The organism is Aquimarina sp. RZ0, assembly GCF_008370685.1.
GTDB lineage: Bacteria > Bacteroidota > Bacteroidia > Flavobacteriales > Flavobacteriaceae > Aquimarina.
Genome location: NZ_VTZU01000009.1, coordinates 86,083 through 103,381, shown reverse-complemented (window position 1 = coordinate 103,381; position 17,299 = coordinate 86,083). Strand labels below are relative to the sequence as shown.

Sequence of the window (17,299 nt, the reverse complement as noted above, 5' to 3'; positions counted from 1 at the left end):
CATAAATTCTATAATGTTACCTCTGTATTAAATCTCATCTTGATAACTTATAATTTTATCCAATGTGTATTTTATGAGAGTATCGACTGTTTTTTTAGGGTTCTTACTGAATTCTCCTGTAATTCTATTCGCAAGAATGGCATTCATAGAAACAGCTCGATGACCCAGAAGTTTTGCCATACCATATATTCCTGCTGTTTCCATTTCTAAGTTGGCAATTTTTTTATCTGCGTACTCAAAAGAAGTTAGCTTTTCATTTAATTGAGGATCAGACAATGGTATTCTTAGAATTCGACCTTGCGGTCCATAGAATCCAATATTAGTAGCCGTAAAACCTTTTGTTTGGATTTCTCCACGCATATGTCTTCCTAGTTTTTTATCAAAGGTCACGACATAAGGTGAGGATTTATCTGTATCCCAATTTAAATGTTTCATTAAGGATTCTGAGATTTGAGGAAACTGAATATGTTTACTATTATAGTAATGAAGTAAGCTGTCAAAACCTATAGCCACTTGTGTAACAACAAAGCTGTCAATAGGGATATCGGCCTGTATTGCTCCGGATGTACCAATTCTGATAATATTTAAGGAAGTATGTTCTTCTTTTATTTTTCTGGTATTAAAATCAATATTTGCTAATGCATCTAATTCATTAAATACAATATCTATATTATCTGTCCCGATACCTGTAGAAATAACAGTAATTCTTTTTCCTCGATAGGTTCCGGTTTGCGTATGAAATTCTCTTTTTTGAACTTTACATTCTATGGTATCAAAATTGGTAGTCACCTCAGCTACACGATCAGGATCTCCAACAGTTATAATAGTTTTAGCAAGTTGCTCTGGTTTGAGATTTAAATGATAAATACTCCCATCTTCATTGAGAATAAGTTCGGATTTGGCTATGGTCATATTATAATTTTAATAATTTATGAGTTTCGCCATTATACAGGTAATCATATTTTTTTACTCCTCCGTAGTACCAATCCAATATTTGCGTATTATAAAAATTCTTTTTTTGCTCTAATGCCAGTCTACCTCTTTCTGTAAGTACAAGGCGTTCTTTAGTTTGATCTAAAAATTGAAAAAGTCTTGCCAGAACACGTTTCATTTGCATATCTCCATATCCATAAAACCCTTGATATTCTAAGGCATATCCCATTAATTGTTTTATGTTTTTAATCTGGTGCTTATCAATCATCTCCAGAATATTATATTCTAGAGTGTTTAAGCCTGTTAGCATATTTGGAAATCTTTGTAAGTGTGCTCTGAGACAAATTGATAAATAATCAAATGATGACTCTTTTTTAATTTGACCGGCAATCTTACTCGGGTTTGATTCGCAATAAAGTGTCCAGATATGCGAAGCCAATTCCAGATCATTTGTATTTAATAAAACCTTATTTTCAAAATGTTGTTTTAATTGAATATCTGATAATTCACATAGCCCCAAACATTTCTTCGAATTCTCAACTCTTCCACTACATACAAGATAAATAGGAATATTGTTTATTCCTTTTCTAAGTAATAGGCTTATGGCTGCTATCATATTGATATGACAGAATAAATCATACTCAAACCAGAGAATAATTTCTTCATAGGAGGAATCATCAATTTTTTTAATTTGAGATATAAATTTTGCCTCATAATCATCTTGAGATATTCTATAGTATTTTTTTAGAAAAGTTTTGCGTTTGGCAATTGCAGTAGTTGTTTCAATTTTAATATCTGTAGGACCTTCACAAAGCATTTCTCGCCAAATAAGGAATTCTCCTTCTACCAGATTTAATTCTTTCAGGCGATTTGTTAAGCTATCACCGTTAGTAATATGTAAAGTTTTTGTCCCCAATTGTACAGTTTTTTAGATGTATAATTCTTTTTATAAGAGTATGTTTAAAAAGAATACAAATTGAAAATCAATAGTTTGAGGTTCTGAGGACACTTCAAATGATGAGAATATCGAGATATTTTAATTATTTGAAGTAAGCTCACGGTTCTTAAAATATTTGTTTTCAGGAAGTAAGGTTTTTAAACAAGCTCTAAAGTTTATCCTCCGACTCTTTTGACTTTAAACCCTTTTTCTTGCAAAATATTCATGATCTTATCTCTATAATCTCCCTGAATGATGATGCATTCATTTTTAAAACTTCCTCCTACACTGAGTTTTGTTTTTATTTCTTTAGCCAGTTTTTTAAAATCTTCATCAGCACCAGTATATCCTTCTAGTATGGTAATTGGTTTCCCCTTTCTTTTTTCATATTTGCATATAATTGGATTATCCTGCATCCAAATATCATCTTTTTTATCACTTGTAACATCTGTTTCAGTAATCTGGTGATCAGGAAATAGATTTTTTAATTGATCTTGTAAATCCATGGTGTAACATTTTATTTTTTTATTAATCCGATCTCTACTAATCTTTGATGTAAAAAATCACCAGCAGTAATATCTTCATAATGTTTTGGGTTTTTGTCCGTAATACATTCTTCTATACAGTTCAAACTCATATCACTTCTTGGATGCATGAAAAAAGGTATAGAATATCTAGGAGTATTCCATTGTTCTTTAGGAGGATTAGTTACTCTATGAATAGTAGATCGTAATTTGTTATTTGTAAGTCTTTCCAGCATATCACCAACATTGATTACTAATTCATCTTCTTTTGGTATTGCGTCCATCCAGGTACCGTCTTTTCGCTGAACCTGTAACCCTCCTGTAGAAGCTCCCATGAGCAAAGTTATTAAATTTATATCTCCATGTGCTCCGGCACGTACAGCTCCTTTGGGTTCTTCTGAGATGGGAGGATAGTGAATAGGCCTCAAAATACTATTACCATTCTTTGCCCAATGATCAAAATAGAATTCATCTAATCCCAGATACAAAGCTAAAGCCCGTAGTACATATATACCTGTTTTTTCTAACATCTTGTATGCTTTCATACCTGTAGCATTAAAGTTTTTAAGCTCTTCTACCTGCACATTAAGAGGGTATTCTTCAATTAAATTAGCATCCTTTTCAGGTTCTTGACCAAAATGCCAAAACTCTTTTAAATCTCCTTCCTTTTTTCCTTTAGCATGTTCTTTACCAAAAGAAATATATCCTCGCTGACCGCCTAATCCTTCTATTTCATACTTTTGCTTGATTTCCAGAGGTAAAGCAAAAAACGATTTTACTTCTTTATATAAGTTATCTACGAGCAAATCCTCCAAAAAATGATTTTTTAGGGCTACAAAACCTATTTCTTCATATGCCTTTCCTATTTCAGTGACAAATTTTTGCTTAATCACTGTATTATCTGATAAAAAATCCGCCAAATCGACACTTGGTATATTGTTCATTGTTATTAGATTTTACTCGATAATCGAGATTTAAATGCTCTAAGACTTGTCTCGAAATCGAAATGTTTTTTTAATAAATGCCTCGTGAGCTTGCCTCGAAGTAATTTACTAAAGTAGCCGTGTCTAATTAAACATAGCTAAAGTTCTTAATGTTTTTTATAATTAATACTAGAATTAAATAAAATAGTTAATCCTAGATACATGTAACATTCATCGCAGTAAATTTAGTTAATTCATAGAATTGTTAGCTTCAAATTAACAACTACTTAATAATATTGTTACTGCATTTGATGTTCTGTAGTAAAAATAATTACATTTACTAACGGAACCATCTTAAGAAACTACTAAAATTAAGTAAATTGACGTATGCCAACATCTATATTACCATTTGATTTTGATAGAAAAGGATATAATGATGAACTTTTGATCTCTTTGTATACTAAAATGTTATTTCCTAGGCTTGTAGAGGAGAAAATGCTCATATTGCTCAGGCAAGGCAAAATTTCTAAATGGTTCGGTGGTATAGGACAAGAAGCAATTTCGGTTGGAATTACGATGGCTCTGGATACTGATGAGTATATTTTGCCAATGCATCGTAATCTTGGGGTTTTTACAACTCGTGATATACCTTTGTATAGACTTTTTAGTCAATGGCAGGGAAAGGCACAAGGTTTTACCAATGGAAGAGATAGATCCTTTCATTTTGGTACACAAGAATATAAAACGATTGGAATGATTTCTCATCTTGGTCCTCAGATGGGAGTCGCATGCGGAATTGCTTTGGGAAATCTTCTGAAAAAAAACAATAAAGCAACAGTTGTATTTACGGGAGAAGGAGGAACAAGTGAAGGAGATTTTCACGAAGCTCTTAATATAGCTTCGGTATGGGGGCTACCCGTTTTATTTTGTATAGAAAACAATGGATATGGGTTATCAACTCCAACAACCGAACAATACAACTGCAAGAATTTGGCTGATCGCGGTATTGGATATGGTATAGAATCTCATGTTATTGATGGTAATAATATACTAGAAGTATATGATAATGTCAATAAGCTTGCAATCAGTATACGGCAAAAGCCAAGACCTATTTTGTTAGAATTTAAAACATTTAGAATGAGAGGCCATGAAGAAGCTAGTGGTACCAAATATGTGCCTCAGGAATTGCTGGAAGAATGGTCAAAAAAAGATCCAATAGAGACGTTTAAAGAATACCTTATTAAAAATAATATCCTGAAAATCGAAGATGAACTCCAACAACGTTCTAGCATTAAAACCCAGATAGAATCCCATTGGCAGCAAGCAAATGAAGAACCAGTAATAGATGTTTTGTTAGAGAAAGAACTGAAAGATGTCTATCACGAGTTTATATATAACCCTGTAAAACCTAGCGAGAATACTAAGGAACTACGATTGATAGATGCTATTTCTCAAGGTTTAAAAGAAGCAATGTATAAGCATAATACGTTGGTAATTATGGGACAAGATATTGCTGATTATGGAGGGGTTTTTAAAATTACGGAAGGGTTTATTGATCTTTTTGGGAAAGAAAGAGTACGAAATACTCCAATTTGTGAATCTGGAATAGTATCTACAGCCTACGGGTTATCTATTAATAATATCAAAGCTATTATAGAAATGCAATTTGCTGATTTTGTATCCTCAGGATTTAATCCAATTGTTAATTTGTTAGCAAAATCCAATTATAGATGGGGGCAGTCAGCAAATGTAGTGATACGGATGCCTTGCGGAGGAGGAGTAGGGGCTGGACCATTTCACAGTCAAACAAATGAAGCGTGGTTTACAAAAACTCCTGGTTTGAAAATTGTATATCCGGCTTTTCCTTATGATGCAAAGGGATTATTGTGCACAGCTGTTGAGGATCCAAACCCCATCTTGTTTTTTGAACATAAAGCTTTGTATAGAAGTATACGGCAAGAAGTGCCAGAAGGGTATTATACATTACCAATAGGAAAAGCTTCTGTTTTGGTAGAAGGAAATGATATTTCGGTAATTACATATGGAGCCGGAGTACATTGGGCGTTGTCTGTTCTGCAAGAACATCCTCAGATTCAGGCTGATATTATAGATCTCAGGACACTACAGCCATTAGATATAGAAACAATAATTACCTCAGTAAAAAAAACCGGGAAAGCAATTGTTTTGCAGGAAGATTCTATGTTTGGTGGGGTAGGATCAGATATTTCATCTTTATTAATGGAAAATTGTTTTGAATATCTGGACGCACCTGTCAGGAGAGTGGCAAGTCTGGATACGCCTATTCCTTTTGAATCCAGATTAGAATCTCAGTATTTGGCAAAGAATAGATTTGAGAAGGAATTAGTAGCATTATATAGGTATTAATACCTGATTTTAGTTCTAAAACGTTTTTGTTAATAAAAACCTAATAAAAACTTAACAGAAATAAATAATTGATTTTTAATGTTTTATGATTTTTAAATCGATGAATTGTTTTTATTTATAGATAACCGGATAGTGTTAATTGTGTTAGGGGTCAAATCCCCTATAGTATATGTTGTATGTTCTATAGTTATATCTTAATTTCGCGCAGTCTATACAATAAGGTATAGCTAGGGAATTAAAAATCAAAGGATAATACGTAAATTCATGAAAACTGATCAATTGGAACTGTTAGGTTCTTCAAAAGTTTTAGTTACAGGTGCAGCCGGTTTTATAGGTTCTAACCTGTGTGAAGCATTATTAGAAAAAGGGAGTACTGTGGTAGGTTTAGATAACTTTGCAACAGGACATAAAAAAAATTTATCTGCAATTAAGGATCATTCTAATTTTACATTTATTGAAGGAGATATTAGGAATCTTGATGATTGCCATAAAGCCTGTGCGAATGTAGATTTTGTATTACATCAGGCTGCCTTAGGCTCGGTTCCGAGGTCTATAAACGATCCGATTACATCAAATGATGTTAATGTAGGAGGATTTTTGAATATGTTAGTTGCTTCCAGAGATTCTGGAGTGAAACGATTTATATACGCTGCAAGTTCTTCTACTTATGGAGATTCTAAAGCATTGCCCAAAGAGGAAGATAAAATAGGAAAACCTTTATCTCCATATGCAATCACCAAATATGTGAATGAATTATATGCGGATAATTTTAAGAAAACATATGACCTAGATACTATTGGATTGCGTTATTTTAATGTATTCGGTCGTAAACAAGATCCTAATGGAGCATATGCTGCAGTTATTCCAAAATTTGTAATGCAGTTTATGGATCATGAATCTCCTCAAATTAATGGTGATGGTTCTTTTTCCAGAGATTTTACTTATATTGATAATGTAATTCAAATGAATATGTTAGCTATTGTCTCGGATAATCAAGAGGCATTAAATAACGTATACAATACAGCATTTGGTGAACGAACAACACTAAATGAACTTGTTACTTTATTAAAAGAATACTTATCAGCGTTTGATTCAGGTATCGCTACTGTAGAAGTTAAAAATGGACCAGAAAGAAAAGGAGATGTTCCACATTCACTGGCATCAGTAGAAAAAGCAAAAAATCTTCTTGGATATGATCCACAGTTTGACATCAAATCTGGATTAAAAGAAGCAGTAAAATGGTATTGGAAAAATTTAAAATAACAAACTAAGACAATCAATTATGAAAGATATAAAAATTGCCGTTATCGGTTTAGGTTATGTAGGTTTACCTTTGGCAAGATTATTTGCAACCAAATTTCCAGTAATAGGGTTTGATATTAATCAAGGAAGAATTGATGAGTTAAGGTCTGGTGTGGATGCTACTCTCGAAGTAGAAAATAATGTACTACAGTCGGTATTACAAGATTCTCCGTCTATGGATCAAGGGTTGTTTTGTTCGGCCGATCTAGGTGATATTAAAGATTGTAATTATTATGTAGTAACAGTACCTACTCCCGTAGATAAAAATAACAGACCTGATTTAACACCTTTATACAAATCAAGTGAAACAGTAGGTAGCGTTTTAAAGAAAGGTGATATCGTTATTTATGAATCTACAGTATATCCAGGAGTAACAGAAGAAGAATGTATTCCTGTATTAGAAAAGGTGAGTGGATTAAAGTTTAATAAAGATTTCTTTGCAGGATATTCTCCAGAACGTATTAATCCTGGAGATAAGCTACACACTGTAGAAAAAATACTAAAAGTCACTGCAGGTTCTACTCCGGAAATTGGGAAAAAAGTTGATGATCTGTATAGTTCTGTGATTACAGCCGGAACACATTTAGCTCCGACAATAAAGGTGGCTGAAGCGGCTAAAGTTATTGAGAATTCACAACGTGATATCAATATTGCTTTTGTGAATGAATTAGCTAAAATATTCAATGCTATGGATATTAATACTCATGATGTTTTAGAAGCCGCTGGTACTAAGTGGAATTTTCTTCCATTTAAACCAGGACTGGTTGGAGGACATTGTATTGGAGTAGATCCATATTATTTGGCGCAACGTGCACAGGAGTTTGGGTATCATCCAGAGATTATTTTGGCAGGGCGTAGATTAAATGATAGTATGGGCGACTATGTTGCTTCAGAGATTATCAAATTAATGGTTAATAAGGATATACGTATTAAAAATGCAAAGGTTTTAGTTCTTGGGATTACTTTCAAAGAGAATTGCCCTGATGTTAGAAATACAAAAGCTGTTGATGTTGTAACTGGTTTACAAAGTTTTGGTACTAATGTAACACTGTATGATCCTTGGGCTAACCCAGAAGAGGTAAAGCATGAATATAATCTAGATACTACTCAAAAATTACCAGATGAGAAATTTGATGCAATTGTATTGACAGTAGCACATAAAGAATATTTAGAATTAGATTTGTCTAGTTTGTTAAAAGAAAATGCTGTAATATATGATGTAAAAGGAATTTTAAAACAAAATGTAGATGGAAGGCTTTAGTTTTTTGTTGAAAAAATGTAGTTCTAACAAACTGACCGAATTTGGATTTTTCAAATAAAGTAAAAAGTGTATTGACCAAATTAATTAATTTGGTCAATACACCGATTTTTATAAACATACTTACTGTAGGAGGAATTACTTTCTTTGTAAAACTATTAGGTTTTTATAAAGAGACGCTGGTAGTCAGTACTTTTGGATTATCAAGTTTTTTGGATGCGTTTTTGTTGGCTGTTTTGATACCTACATTCATTCAGACTGTTTTTATTGGAGCATTGCGTAATATTTTTATACCTAATTATATTACTGAGTTAAAAACAACAAATAAGAAATCAGAATTTCAGTCTATGGGGTTCATTATGGTTTTAGGAATCGTATCAATACTGACCATTTTTGCCATTATTTTTTCTCTATATTTTCTAGAAATGACTTTTCCAGGTCGTGATGACACATTTTATGAATTGATAAGGAAACAACTATATGTTGTCTTACCGTGCATTTTATTTTGGGGATTATCTTCAATTTTAGGAGGATTACTTGAGGTAGCAAACAAATATTTTTTTTCTACGATAAGTGCCTCTTTTATGGCAGTAAGTACAATTATTTGTTTATTGTTTTTTAGTGATGTTTTTGGAGAATTGGTTTTAGCACTTGGATTACTGATTGGAAGTTTCTGTAGTTTTTTGTATCTACTGATCGTAAATCTGCATTTTGGGTTATTATCAATTCATAAGCCTCAAAAAAATGATAATGTAAAAGCTATGATGAAGCAACTACCACCCAAGATTTCATCTGGTTTGTTAACAGGTTTAAATACCTATGTAGATCAATTTTTTGCAGCTCAGTTGGCAATTGGATCCATTGCTGCTGTCAATTATGGAATTAAAATACCCTCTTTTTTGGTTAGTATTTTAATGATAGCTATTGGTAATGTTTTATTACCACATTTTGCCAGAATCATTAATGATAATTTACAGTTGGCTTATAAACAATTATTTAAGATTTTGAAGATTGTATTTTTTTTAGGATTAGGTGTAGGAGCTATTGGTTTTTTATTTTCAGAAGAGATTATTTTCTATTTGTTTGAAAGAAAGGAGTTTACTTCGGAAGATACTGTTGTTGTAGCAAAGGTTCAACAAATTATTTTAATATATTTACCCTTTTACCTTTGCACTCTTGTGATGGTTAAGTTTTTGACTAGCTATAATAAAAATGTATTTATGGCCTGGGCTTCATTTTTTAATTTGATACTTAACTTTGTTTTAAATATGATACTGATTAAGAAGTTTGGCCTATACGGATTAGTAATGAGTACAACATTTGTATATGTTTTAAATAGTTTTATATATTTTACTTATACATATAAAACATATAGAAAAAATGTTGTTAATTCTATTGATGTATGAAAACAAAAGTAGATTTTGTGATAAGTACATTAAATGGAGGAGGAGCAGAGCGTGTTATGACTCTTGTTACTGATTATTTGGCTAATAGAGACTATGATGTATCTATAATTACTTTTAATAAAGGAGATGCTTATGAACTAAACCCTAAAATCAATAGAGTTAAATTGTATTCGGAAAATGTTCAAGTAAGAAGTAATACAATTAAAAGTATCTATAGCTTAAAAAAATATTATAATAATAAATCAAATCTGCCAGATATTATAATAGCTTTTACTACTAGTATTAATTTAATAGCTATTATTGTTGCTAAGTTATGTGGATTGAAAGTGATTGTTTCTGAACATAATAATCATTTGAATAATCTTAAAAAGAAATTAAAATTCACAAAGCAGTATGTTTATCGTTATGCAGATTTAGTAACAGTGTTAACTTCTTATGATATAGATTATTACATGGGATTTGATATAAATGTTATAGTAATGCCTAATCCTTGTACATTTGAGCCTTTTGTTAATGAAGAAGTAGCTAGAAATAAAGTTATACTTGCCGTTGGTAATTTGAATAGATACCATGTGAAAGGATTTGATAATTTGATAACTATAGTAGATTCTATTTTGGAAGAAAATCCAGCATGGAAACTAAAGATTGTTGGAGATGGGGACAAAACCTTTATTAAAGATCTTGTTATGAAAACAGGGATACAAGAACAGGTAGAGTTTACGAATTTTACGAAAAAAATTTCTGAATTAATGCAATGTTCTGAAATTTTTATATTACCATCTAGAAACGAAGGTTTACCTATGGTTTTATTAGAAGCTATGTCTCAAGGAATGGCCTGTATTGCATATGATTGCAAAACAGGACCTTCTGACATCATTGATAATAATATAAATGGATTGTTAGTTGAAGATCAGGATATTGATCAGATGCAAATGAAGTTAAGAAAGATGATGAATAGTAAAGATTTGAGAGATGAATTAAGACAAAATGCAATTCGAATAACAGATAAATATTCTTTAGAATTAATCGGGGAAAAATGGGAGAAAACTATTTATGATGTAATTAATTATGATCAAAAAAAAGCAAAACTGTAGTTTTCGTGATTATGTTATTTACTCTTCTTTAGTAATTAATTTATTTTATAGAGTTCTATGAAGTGCCGCTTCGGGGATTATTTATTGACTATTTAAACATATAAAACTATGGCTAAAGCTCTAATTGCTTGTTTCAGAAAAGAAAAAATGGGTAACCCAACTAAGTATGCTGAAGGAATTTCATTTAGATTGTCGCCTGATAATGCAACGATAACAGAGCCTTATCTTCATTATGATATGCATGCACTTAGTATTGTGTATAATCCAACCCCAACAATTCAGAGGCAAGGTTTTAATGTATGTTTAGGTAGTATATGTAGTGATTTAAGCAATATATTCACTCCTCTTTCTAAATTTCCTGATGGTAGTTATGCTTTATTTCGAGTAGGAGAAGATCATATTGAAGTAGCGTCGGATTTCTCTTCCTCTCGTACAATTTGGTATTTTTTTAATGATGAATTATTTATTTCATCAACTTCGCAAAGAATGATTATTTCATTTTTAGGTAATTTAGATCTTAATGAAAAAGCCTGTGGGTGGTTTTTGTCATCAGGAACATTAGGTCCAGGTAATTCTTGGGATAAAAGGATCAAAATGGTACAACCTAGAATGTCTCTCCATTTGGATAGAAAAAATTGGAAACTTAACAATAATCAAGATGCTGTATTTGATTTTATTCCATTTTCTTCATTAACAGATTCTGATAATATTTCACATGAAGAAAGGCTGAGAAGTGTTGTTGAAAATGTTGTAGATAACTTTGATATTAACCCATCTCAATGGACTCTAGCACTTTCTGGTGGAATGGATAGTAGAAGTTTATTATATCATTTACAAGATGAAAAACTAAATTCGGTTACGTGGGGAAATAGTGATGCTTTAAATCATTCTTCTAGTGATGCTCAAATCGCTAAAAAATTAGCTAAAGATTGCAATATAATGCATAGTTATGCTAATATGGATTACATATCAGGAAGTTTCAATAAGTTAATAGATCGGTTTATATGTGCTGGCGAGGGAAGAATCGATCATCTTGGTGGTTATTTAGATGCTCTAAATTTATGGGGGTATCTATCTGGGACAGGTCGTGGAGTAATTAGAGGGTATGATGCTTTTGGTAGAAAACCACCTGTAACCAGCGATTTTCAGGTTCGTCGTACTAATAACTTAATGCTTACTAAAGATATAAATGTAGACATTCCTGAACCCTTTAATATTATTAGAGAAAATATTCCGGATTACCTAGAAAGGAAAAGTGATGAAGTTTTGGAAGATTGGAGAGATCGCCTTTGGTTGGAGAATAGAACACCAATTGTAACAGCTGCTTTAGAGGATATAAAACTAGCGTACGTAGAGGTCATTAATCCATTATTAAGTCAAGAAATAGTTCAAGTCATTCAGGAACTGCCAATTGATTTAAGGACAAATAAAAAAGTTTGGAATGATATTGTATCAAAAATGTTTCCAGAGACACCTTTTGCAAGAAGAGATGCGATACAAAATGTTGGAGAAATTTTAGCTCTAGATGATGTGAAAAATGATATATGTAACTATCTAATTGAAAAAAAAGAATCTTTATTTCCAGAAAAATTTATTGTTCATATTACAAATAATTATAGTAAAAATAGGCAAAGTAGTAATATCCGAAAAGAATTGACGAAATTTATTAAAGCATATTCCCCAAGAATAATTGAGAATATTATACGTGCTAATATAAAAGCTAGTTCGATTAGTTATCAAAAACTTGCACTTCGGGCATTTATTGTGATAAAAACAAATGAATTATTATTAGAAGATGCACAGTTATCAGAATTACTTTAATTATAAAAAAGGATGAAATATAAAGAAAGAATCTTCCTTTTCTATTTTAGAAATCAGTAAATAGCTAATTTTATGAATAAACTTTTGATGAATATGATAAAAAGTGGGGAATTGAATCATAATTAAAAATAACTTCAGAGAAGGGTGTTGTTTTTTATAATTTTAATGATAAGCAATTATATATAATTAAAATAGATACTAATAAAAATGTTTGGAATATATAACATATGAATGGTAAAATCGATTTTGTAATAAATACTCTTAATGGAGGAGGTGCAGAGCGGGTTATGGTAATTATTGCAAATTATTTAGCAGAAAAAAATTATGATGTTTCTCTTATTACTTTTAATGAAGGGGAAATATTTCAAGTTACCCCAAAAGTAAAAAGAGTTAGGTTACATAATAGACAAAAAAGAATATCTAATCACACCTTAAGGAGTATTTATAATTTAAAAAAATATTATAAAGATAAAACTAAACGACCAGATGTATTGATTTCTTTTACCACAACAATTAATTTGATTGCAATTATTATAGCCAAGTTATGTAATCTAAAAATAATAGTTTCTGAACATAATAATCATTTAAGGAACCTTACTAAAAAAGCAAAGTTTACTAAAGAATTTATTTACAAATATACAGATATATTGACAGTGTTAACTACTTACGATATTGACTATTATAAAAAGCATAAAACTAATGTTATGGTGATGCCTAATCCGTGTACTTTTAAGTCAATAACTGATCCAAATATTAGTAGGGAACCCGTATTGTTAGCAGTTGGTAATTTAGATCGATATCACCATAAAGGATTTGATAATTTAATTACAATAGTTCATCCGATTCTTAAAGATAATCCAGATTGGAAATTAAAAATTATTGGTGGAGGAAAAACGGATATAATAAAAGAATTAGTTAATAAGAATGAAATTAATGATCAGGTTGAATTTGTAGGATTTACAAATAATGTATCAGATTATATGAAAAGTTCTGAGATTTTTATTTTATCATCAAGGTATGAAGGATTACCAATGGTTTTACTCGAAGCTATGTCTCAAGGAATGGCATGTGTTGCGTATGATTGTAAAACTGGTCCGTCAGATATAATTAATGCTAATGTAAATGGATTGCTTGTTGAAGATCAAGATATTAATAAGATGCAAGTTGCATTGAGAAAATTGATATCGGATAAAGAATTAAGAAATAATTTAAGAAATAATAGTATTAAGATAACAGAAAAATATTCACTAGAACTAATAGGTAATAAATGGGAGGAAGCTATTTCAGGAATATTGGAGAAATGAGTATAAAGAATAAAATTGGTGTTTCATTATTTATACTTCCATTTCTATTCACGTCTTTAAATTTGCAAGGATATATTTCTTTGTTTATATCCAGTAATGTTGGTAAAATTTTTGCTTATTCAGTTTTGGCATCTATTATTGCAGGAGTTTTTGTTTTTTTAAAGGATTATAGAAGAGTAGGTTATACTTCTATTATAAAATCTTGGATGTTCTATTATTTTATTTATTATACTATAGCTACCTATTCTTCAGGCTCTTTGGGTTCAAGCTATTCATTAATTAAAACATTAATTCCTGTAATTTACTTTTTTGGATTTGCTGTTTTATTAAGTATTGAGGAGTATAGGAAACTCATGCTATGGGTGACCACATTTGCTTTTTTTATTGCCTGTGTATTTTCGATTTATTTTAATTTCATCAATTTTTCTTTGGATTTTGAGGGAGTCGCAGAATATAGGGTAGAGAGGGCTGCAGGAATTTATGGAGATGCCAATAACACTGCATTAGTTTCGATATTATCCTTTGCTTTTATGTATTATGTTTTTGACCCTATTAATAAAATTCAAAAAGGTATAAAGGTAATTGCTTTATTAATTATTACATACTCATTGATTATTACTTATTCTAATACTGGTTTTTTGTCATTTTTAATAGTTTTGGTAATTATTTATAGAAAATTTTTCACAATAGGTAAGATTATCGTTTTGACACCAATTATGGCTGTTTTGGGTTATCTAGGATATAATTATTTGATTTCTTCCGATATTCTTACTTACGGGCAATTAGAGAAGGTTACTAATATTGTTAATATTCTTACTTTTAGTACAGAAGAAGTTAATTTTTCTGGTAGAGATGAAAGATTGAGTAATCTTTTTAATGTCATTGAAAAAGAGCCATTCTTCGGAAATGGACTTGACTATGGAATAACAGTTGTGCATAGTCATAATACCTATTTTAATATATGGGCTGATGCCGGGATTCTTCCTTTTATAATTTTTTTGATAATAATTTTTTCTTACTATTTTAAAATTTTTAAATATAATACGACTTATAGGTTTTTAGGATTGACAATTTTAATTCCTATTAGCATTTTTATGATGACATTACAGACTATCATAAATCAAGCTTACTTGATTGTTACATTTGTTTTGGTAGCCTATCTAGTGGAAGGAAATTATAATGAGAATAATATAATAAGAAAAAACTGATTTTATTTATAAAGTATTATTAATTAGCAATAACAAAATGTATCAAAATCGAATAAAAATTTTATTTATTTTACCCTCTTTAAAAGCTGGAGGAGCAGAAAGAGTCATGTCCTTTATTGCGGATAATTTGAATGAAAAATGGTTTGATAAAAAAATGATTATTGTGGGATATGAAGAAGATAAAGCTTTTGATGTTAGCAATGTCGATATTACTTTTTTAAATAAGTCTAGAGTTATTTTTTCTTTTATAGATATTATTAAAATTATCAAAAGAGAGAAAGCAGATATAGTTATAGGATCAATAGGGCATATAAATACACTTCTTGCTATTATTTCAATATTATTTAGAAAAACAAAATTTATAGGAAGGGAATCTAGTGTTAGTAGTATACGTCAAAAATTTAGTTCTAATAATTCATTTATAGGTTATATTGCTCAAAAAAATTATAAATTATTAGATGCAGTTATATGTCAATCAAGAGATATGTATGATGATGTTAGAAATTTATACAATATAGATAAGAATAAATGTATCGTTATAAATAATCCTATTTCTGGAAATCTTTCATTAAAAGATTCTAATAATACCGATAATCAGGTCAAAGAATTAATAACGGTAGGAAGGTTAAACAAGGTAAAAGGTCATGAAAGAATTTTATCTGTATTAGCAAAATTGACTTATGATTGGAGGTATACTATAGTAGGAAGGGGAGAAGAGAAAGACACCCTTTTTGATTTGATTGATCGCTTAGGTCTAAAAGAAAAAATAAGATATATAGAGTTTACAAACGAAGTACCGAAATATTTGATGGAAAGTGATTTGTTTTTGCAAGGCTCTTATGTCGAAGGTTTTCCAAATGCATTGTTAGAAAGCTGTGCTGTAGGTACTCCTGCAGTAGTATTTAATGCTCCAGGAGGAACTAAAGAAATTATTGAAGAAGACCTAAATGGGTATATATCAGAAAATGAAGAAGATTTTTTACAGAATGTTATAAAGGCATTAGAATTAAAAGATTGGAATCCATTAGAAATACGAAATTCTGTATTCTCTAAATTTAGTAAAGAAATTATATTGAATAAGTATGAAGAATTATTCAAGAATCTGATGGAAAAGAAAAACTAAAGTGTTAATGAAGAATATTTTAATTATTATGCCTAATGATTCATTAGGAGGAGCTGAACAATACCTGAAGATGCTCGTAGTATTTTTTAAGAATGAAAATATTGAGGTTGTTTTTTTAAAAAAAAGAGATGGTTCTCAATGGGAAGATATACAAAAAAGCATTTCTATAGATTATGTTTCGACAAAAAATGAAAAAATAGGATTATTACTTTTCTTTGTTAGGAGTTTGTTTAGAAAAAAATCAACATATGATTATATTTTTACATCTCACGTATATACTAATGCACTGATAGGTCTTTTAATAAGTTTAAAGAGAATACAAACAAAAAAATTTGTAGCTAGAGAATCAACTTCAATTTTTTTACGATATTCAGGTTTTGCACTTTGGACATATAAATTAGCATATCATATTGGTTATTTTAATATCGACTTATTGATTTGTCAAACAAGTATAATGAAAAATCAATTGCTTAAGTCTTTTTCAAAACTTACCAATAGAACTGAAATTGAAGTTATTAATAATCCAATTAATCTTAGTCTTATTCAAGAAAAGTCTAAAGAAGTACCGAACATACAACTACCAAAACAATATATAATTTCTGCCGGTAGATTGATACCAGAAAAGGGATATGATATTTTGATAAAGGCATTATCGAGGATTAAAAAAAAACATCCTGATTTAAAGCTGATAATTTTAGGAGAAGGTAATGAAAGAAAAAAATTAGAAAATTTGATTACAACTTTAGAGTTAACCAATGATGTAATTCTAATGGGGTATGTGAATAATGTATATGGTTTTTTTAAAAAAGCAAAATTAGGAGTTGTTTCTTCGAGAATCGAAGGGTTTCCTAATGTTCTCCTGCAAATGATGTCTCAATGTAATAGAATAGTTTCTACCGAATGTGCAGGTGGGATTGATAAAATACCCAATATTATAACAGCAAAGACAGATGACGTTGATAGTCTTTATTCTGCTATTTTGAAATCATTGGATAATGAAAATAGTGATAAAAATAGATTTGCTTTTGATCAATATTTGGCTAAAAGAGATATTGATAACTTTATTTCACAAATTGTATAA

The 17,299-nt window shown here is 30.3% G+C and carries 14 protein-coding genes; 10 read left to right on the top strand and 4 right to left on the bottom strand.

Annotated elements, in window-relative coordinates; genetic code table 11:
* Positions 1–27: 27 nt before the first annotated feature.
* From F0000_RS05715 to F0000_RS05700, 4 genes are all read right to left on the bottom strand, one after another.
* A complete protein-coding gene (locus F0000_RS05715) occupies positions 28–912 on the bottom strand; it encodes a nucleoside phosphorylase (protein ID WP_149623754.1) in 885 nt (294 codons plus the stop codon).
* A gap of 1 nt (position 913) precedes the next feature.
* A complete protein-coding gene (locus F0000_RS05710; RefSeq protein WP_149623753.1) occupies positions 914–1,849 on the bottom strand; it encodes a DUF1835 domain-containing protein in 936 nt (311 codons plus the stop codon).
* A 197-nt stretch (positions 1,850–2,046) separates the two neighbouring features.
* Positions 2,047–2,376: a translation initiation factor gene (locus F0000_RS05705; protein ID WP_149623752.1), complete on the bottom strand. Its 330-nt coding sequence runs from the start codon at positions 2,374–2,376 to the stop codon at positions 2,047–2,049.
* A gap of 11 nt (positions 2,377–2,387) precedes the next feature.
* Entirely contained in the window at positions 2,388–3,338 is a 951-nt protein-coding gene (locus tag F0000_RS05700) for an isopenicillin N synthase family oxygenase (RefSeq protein WP_149623751.1), read from the bottom strand.
* 366 nt (positions 3,339–3,704) lie between these two features.
* Between F0000_RS05700 and F0000_RS05695 the strand changes: the two genes are divergently transcribed.
* The 10 genes from F0000_RS05695 (at position 3,705) to F0000_RS05650 (ending at position 17,299) form a co-directional block, all read left to right on the top strand.
* A complete protein-coding gene (locus F0000_RS05695; protein WP_149623750.1) occupies positions 3,705–5,702 on the top strand; it encodes a thiamine pyrophosphate-dependent enzyme in 1,998 nt (665 codons plus the stop codon).
* Between the two features lie 264 nt (positions 5,703–5,966).
* Entirely contained in the window at positions 5,967–6,965 is a 999-nt protein-coding gene (locus F0000_RS05690; RefSeq protein WP_149623749.1) for an SDR family oxidoreductase, read from the top strand.
* A gap of 19 nt (positions 6,966–6,984) precedes the next feature.
* Positions 6,985–8,265: a nucleotide sugar dehydrogenase gene (locus F0000_RS05685; RefSeq protein ID WP_149623748.1), complete on the top strand. Its 1,281-nt coding sequence runs from the start codon at positions 6,985–6,987 to the stop codon at positions 8,263–8,265.
* A 41-nt stretch (positions 8,266–8,306) separates the two neighbouring features.
* Positions 8,307–9,668: a murein biosynthesis integral membrane protein MurJ gene (murJ, locus tag F0000_RS05680; RefSeq protein ID WP_255452629.1), complete on the top strand. Its 1,362-nt coding sequence runs from the start codon at positions 8,307–8,309 to the stop codon at positions 9,666–9,668.
* Complete coding sequence (locus F0000_RS05675; protein WP_149623747.1) at positions 9,665–10,762, top strand: glycosyltransferase family 4 protein; 1,098 nt, start codon at positions 9,665–9,667, stop codon at positions 10,760–10,762. The genes murJ and F0000_RS05675 overlap by 4 nt, the downstream gene beginning before the upstream one ends.
* A 108-nt stretch (positions 10,763–10,870) precedes the next feature.
* Entirely contained in the window at positions 10,871–12,583 is a 1,713-nt protein-coding gene (locus tag F0000_RS05670) for a hypothetical protein (protein WP_149623746.1), read from the top strand.
* Between the two features lie 227 nt (positions 12,584–12,810).
* On the top strand, positions 12,811–13,887 hold the full coding sequence (locus F0000_RS05665) for a glycosyltransferase family 4 protein (RefSeq protein WP_149623745.1): 1,077 nt from the start codon (positions 12,811–12,813) through the stop codon (positions 13,885–13,887).
* On the top strand, positions 13,851–15,095 hold the full coding sequence (locus tag F0000_RS05660; RefSeq protein WP_149623744.1) for an O-antigen ligase: 1,245 nt from the start codon (positions 13,851–13,853) through the stop codon (positions 15,093–15,095). Before F0000_RS05665 ends, F0000_RS05660 begins: the two co-directional genes overlap by 37 nt.
* A 37-nt stretch (positions 15,096–15,132) precedes the next feature.
* A complete protein-coding gene (locus tag F0000_RS05655) occupies positions 15,133–16,218 on the top strand; it encodes a glycosyltransferase (protein WP_149623743.1) in 1,086 nt (361 codons plus the stop codon).
* 7 nt (positions 16,219–16,225) lie between these two features.
* Positions 16,226–17,299, top strand: a complete 1,074-nt coding sequence (locus tag F0000_RS05650) for a glycosyltransferase (protein ID WP_149623742.1) — start codon at positions 16,226–16,228, stop codon at positions 17,297–17,299.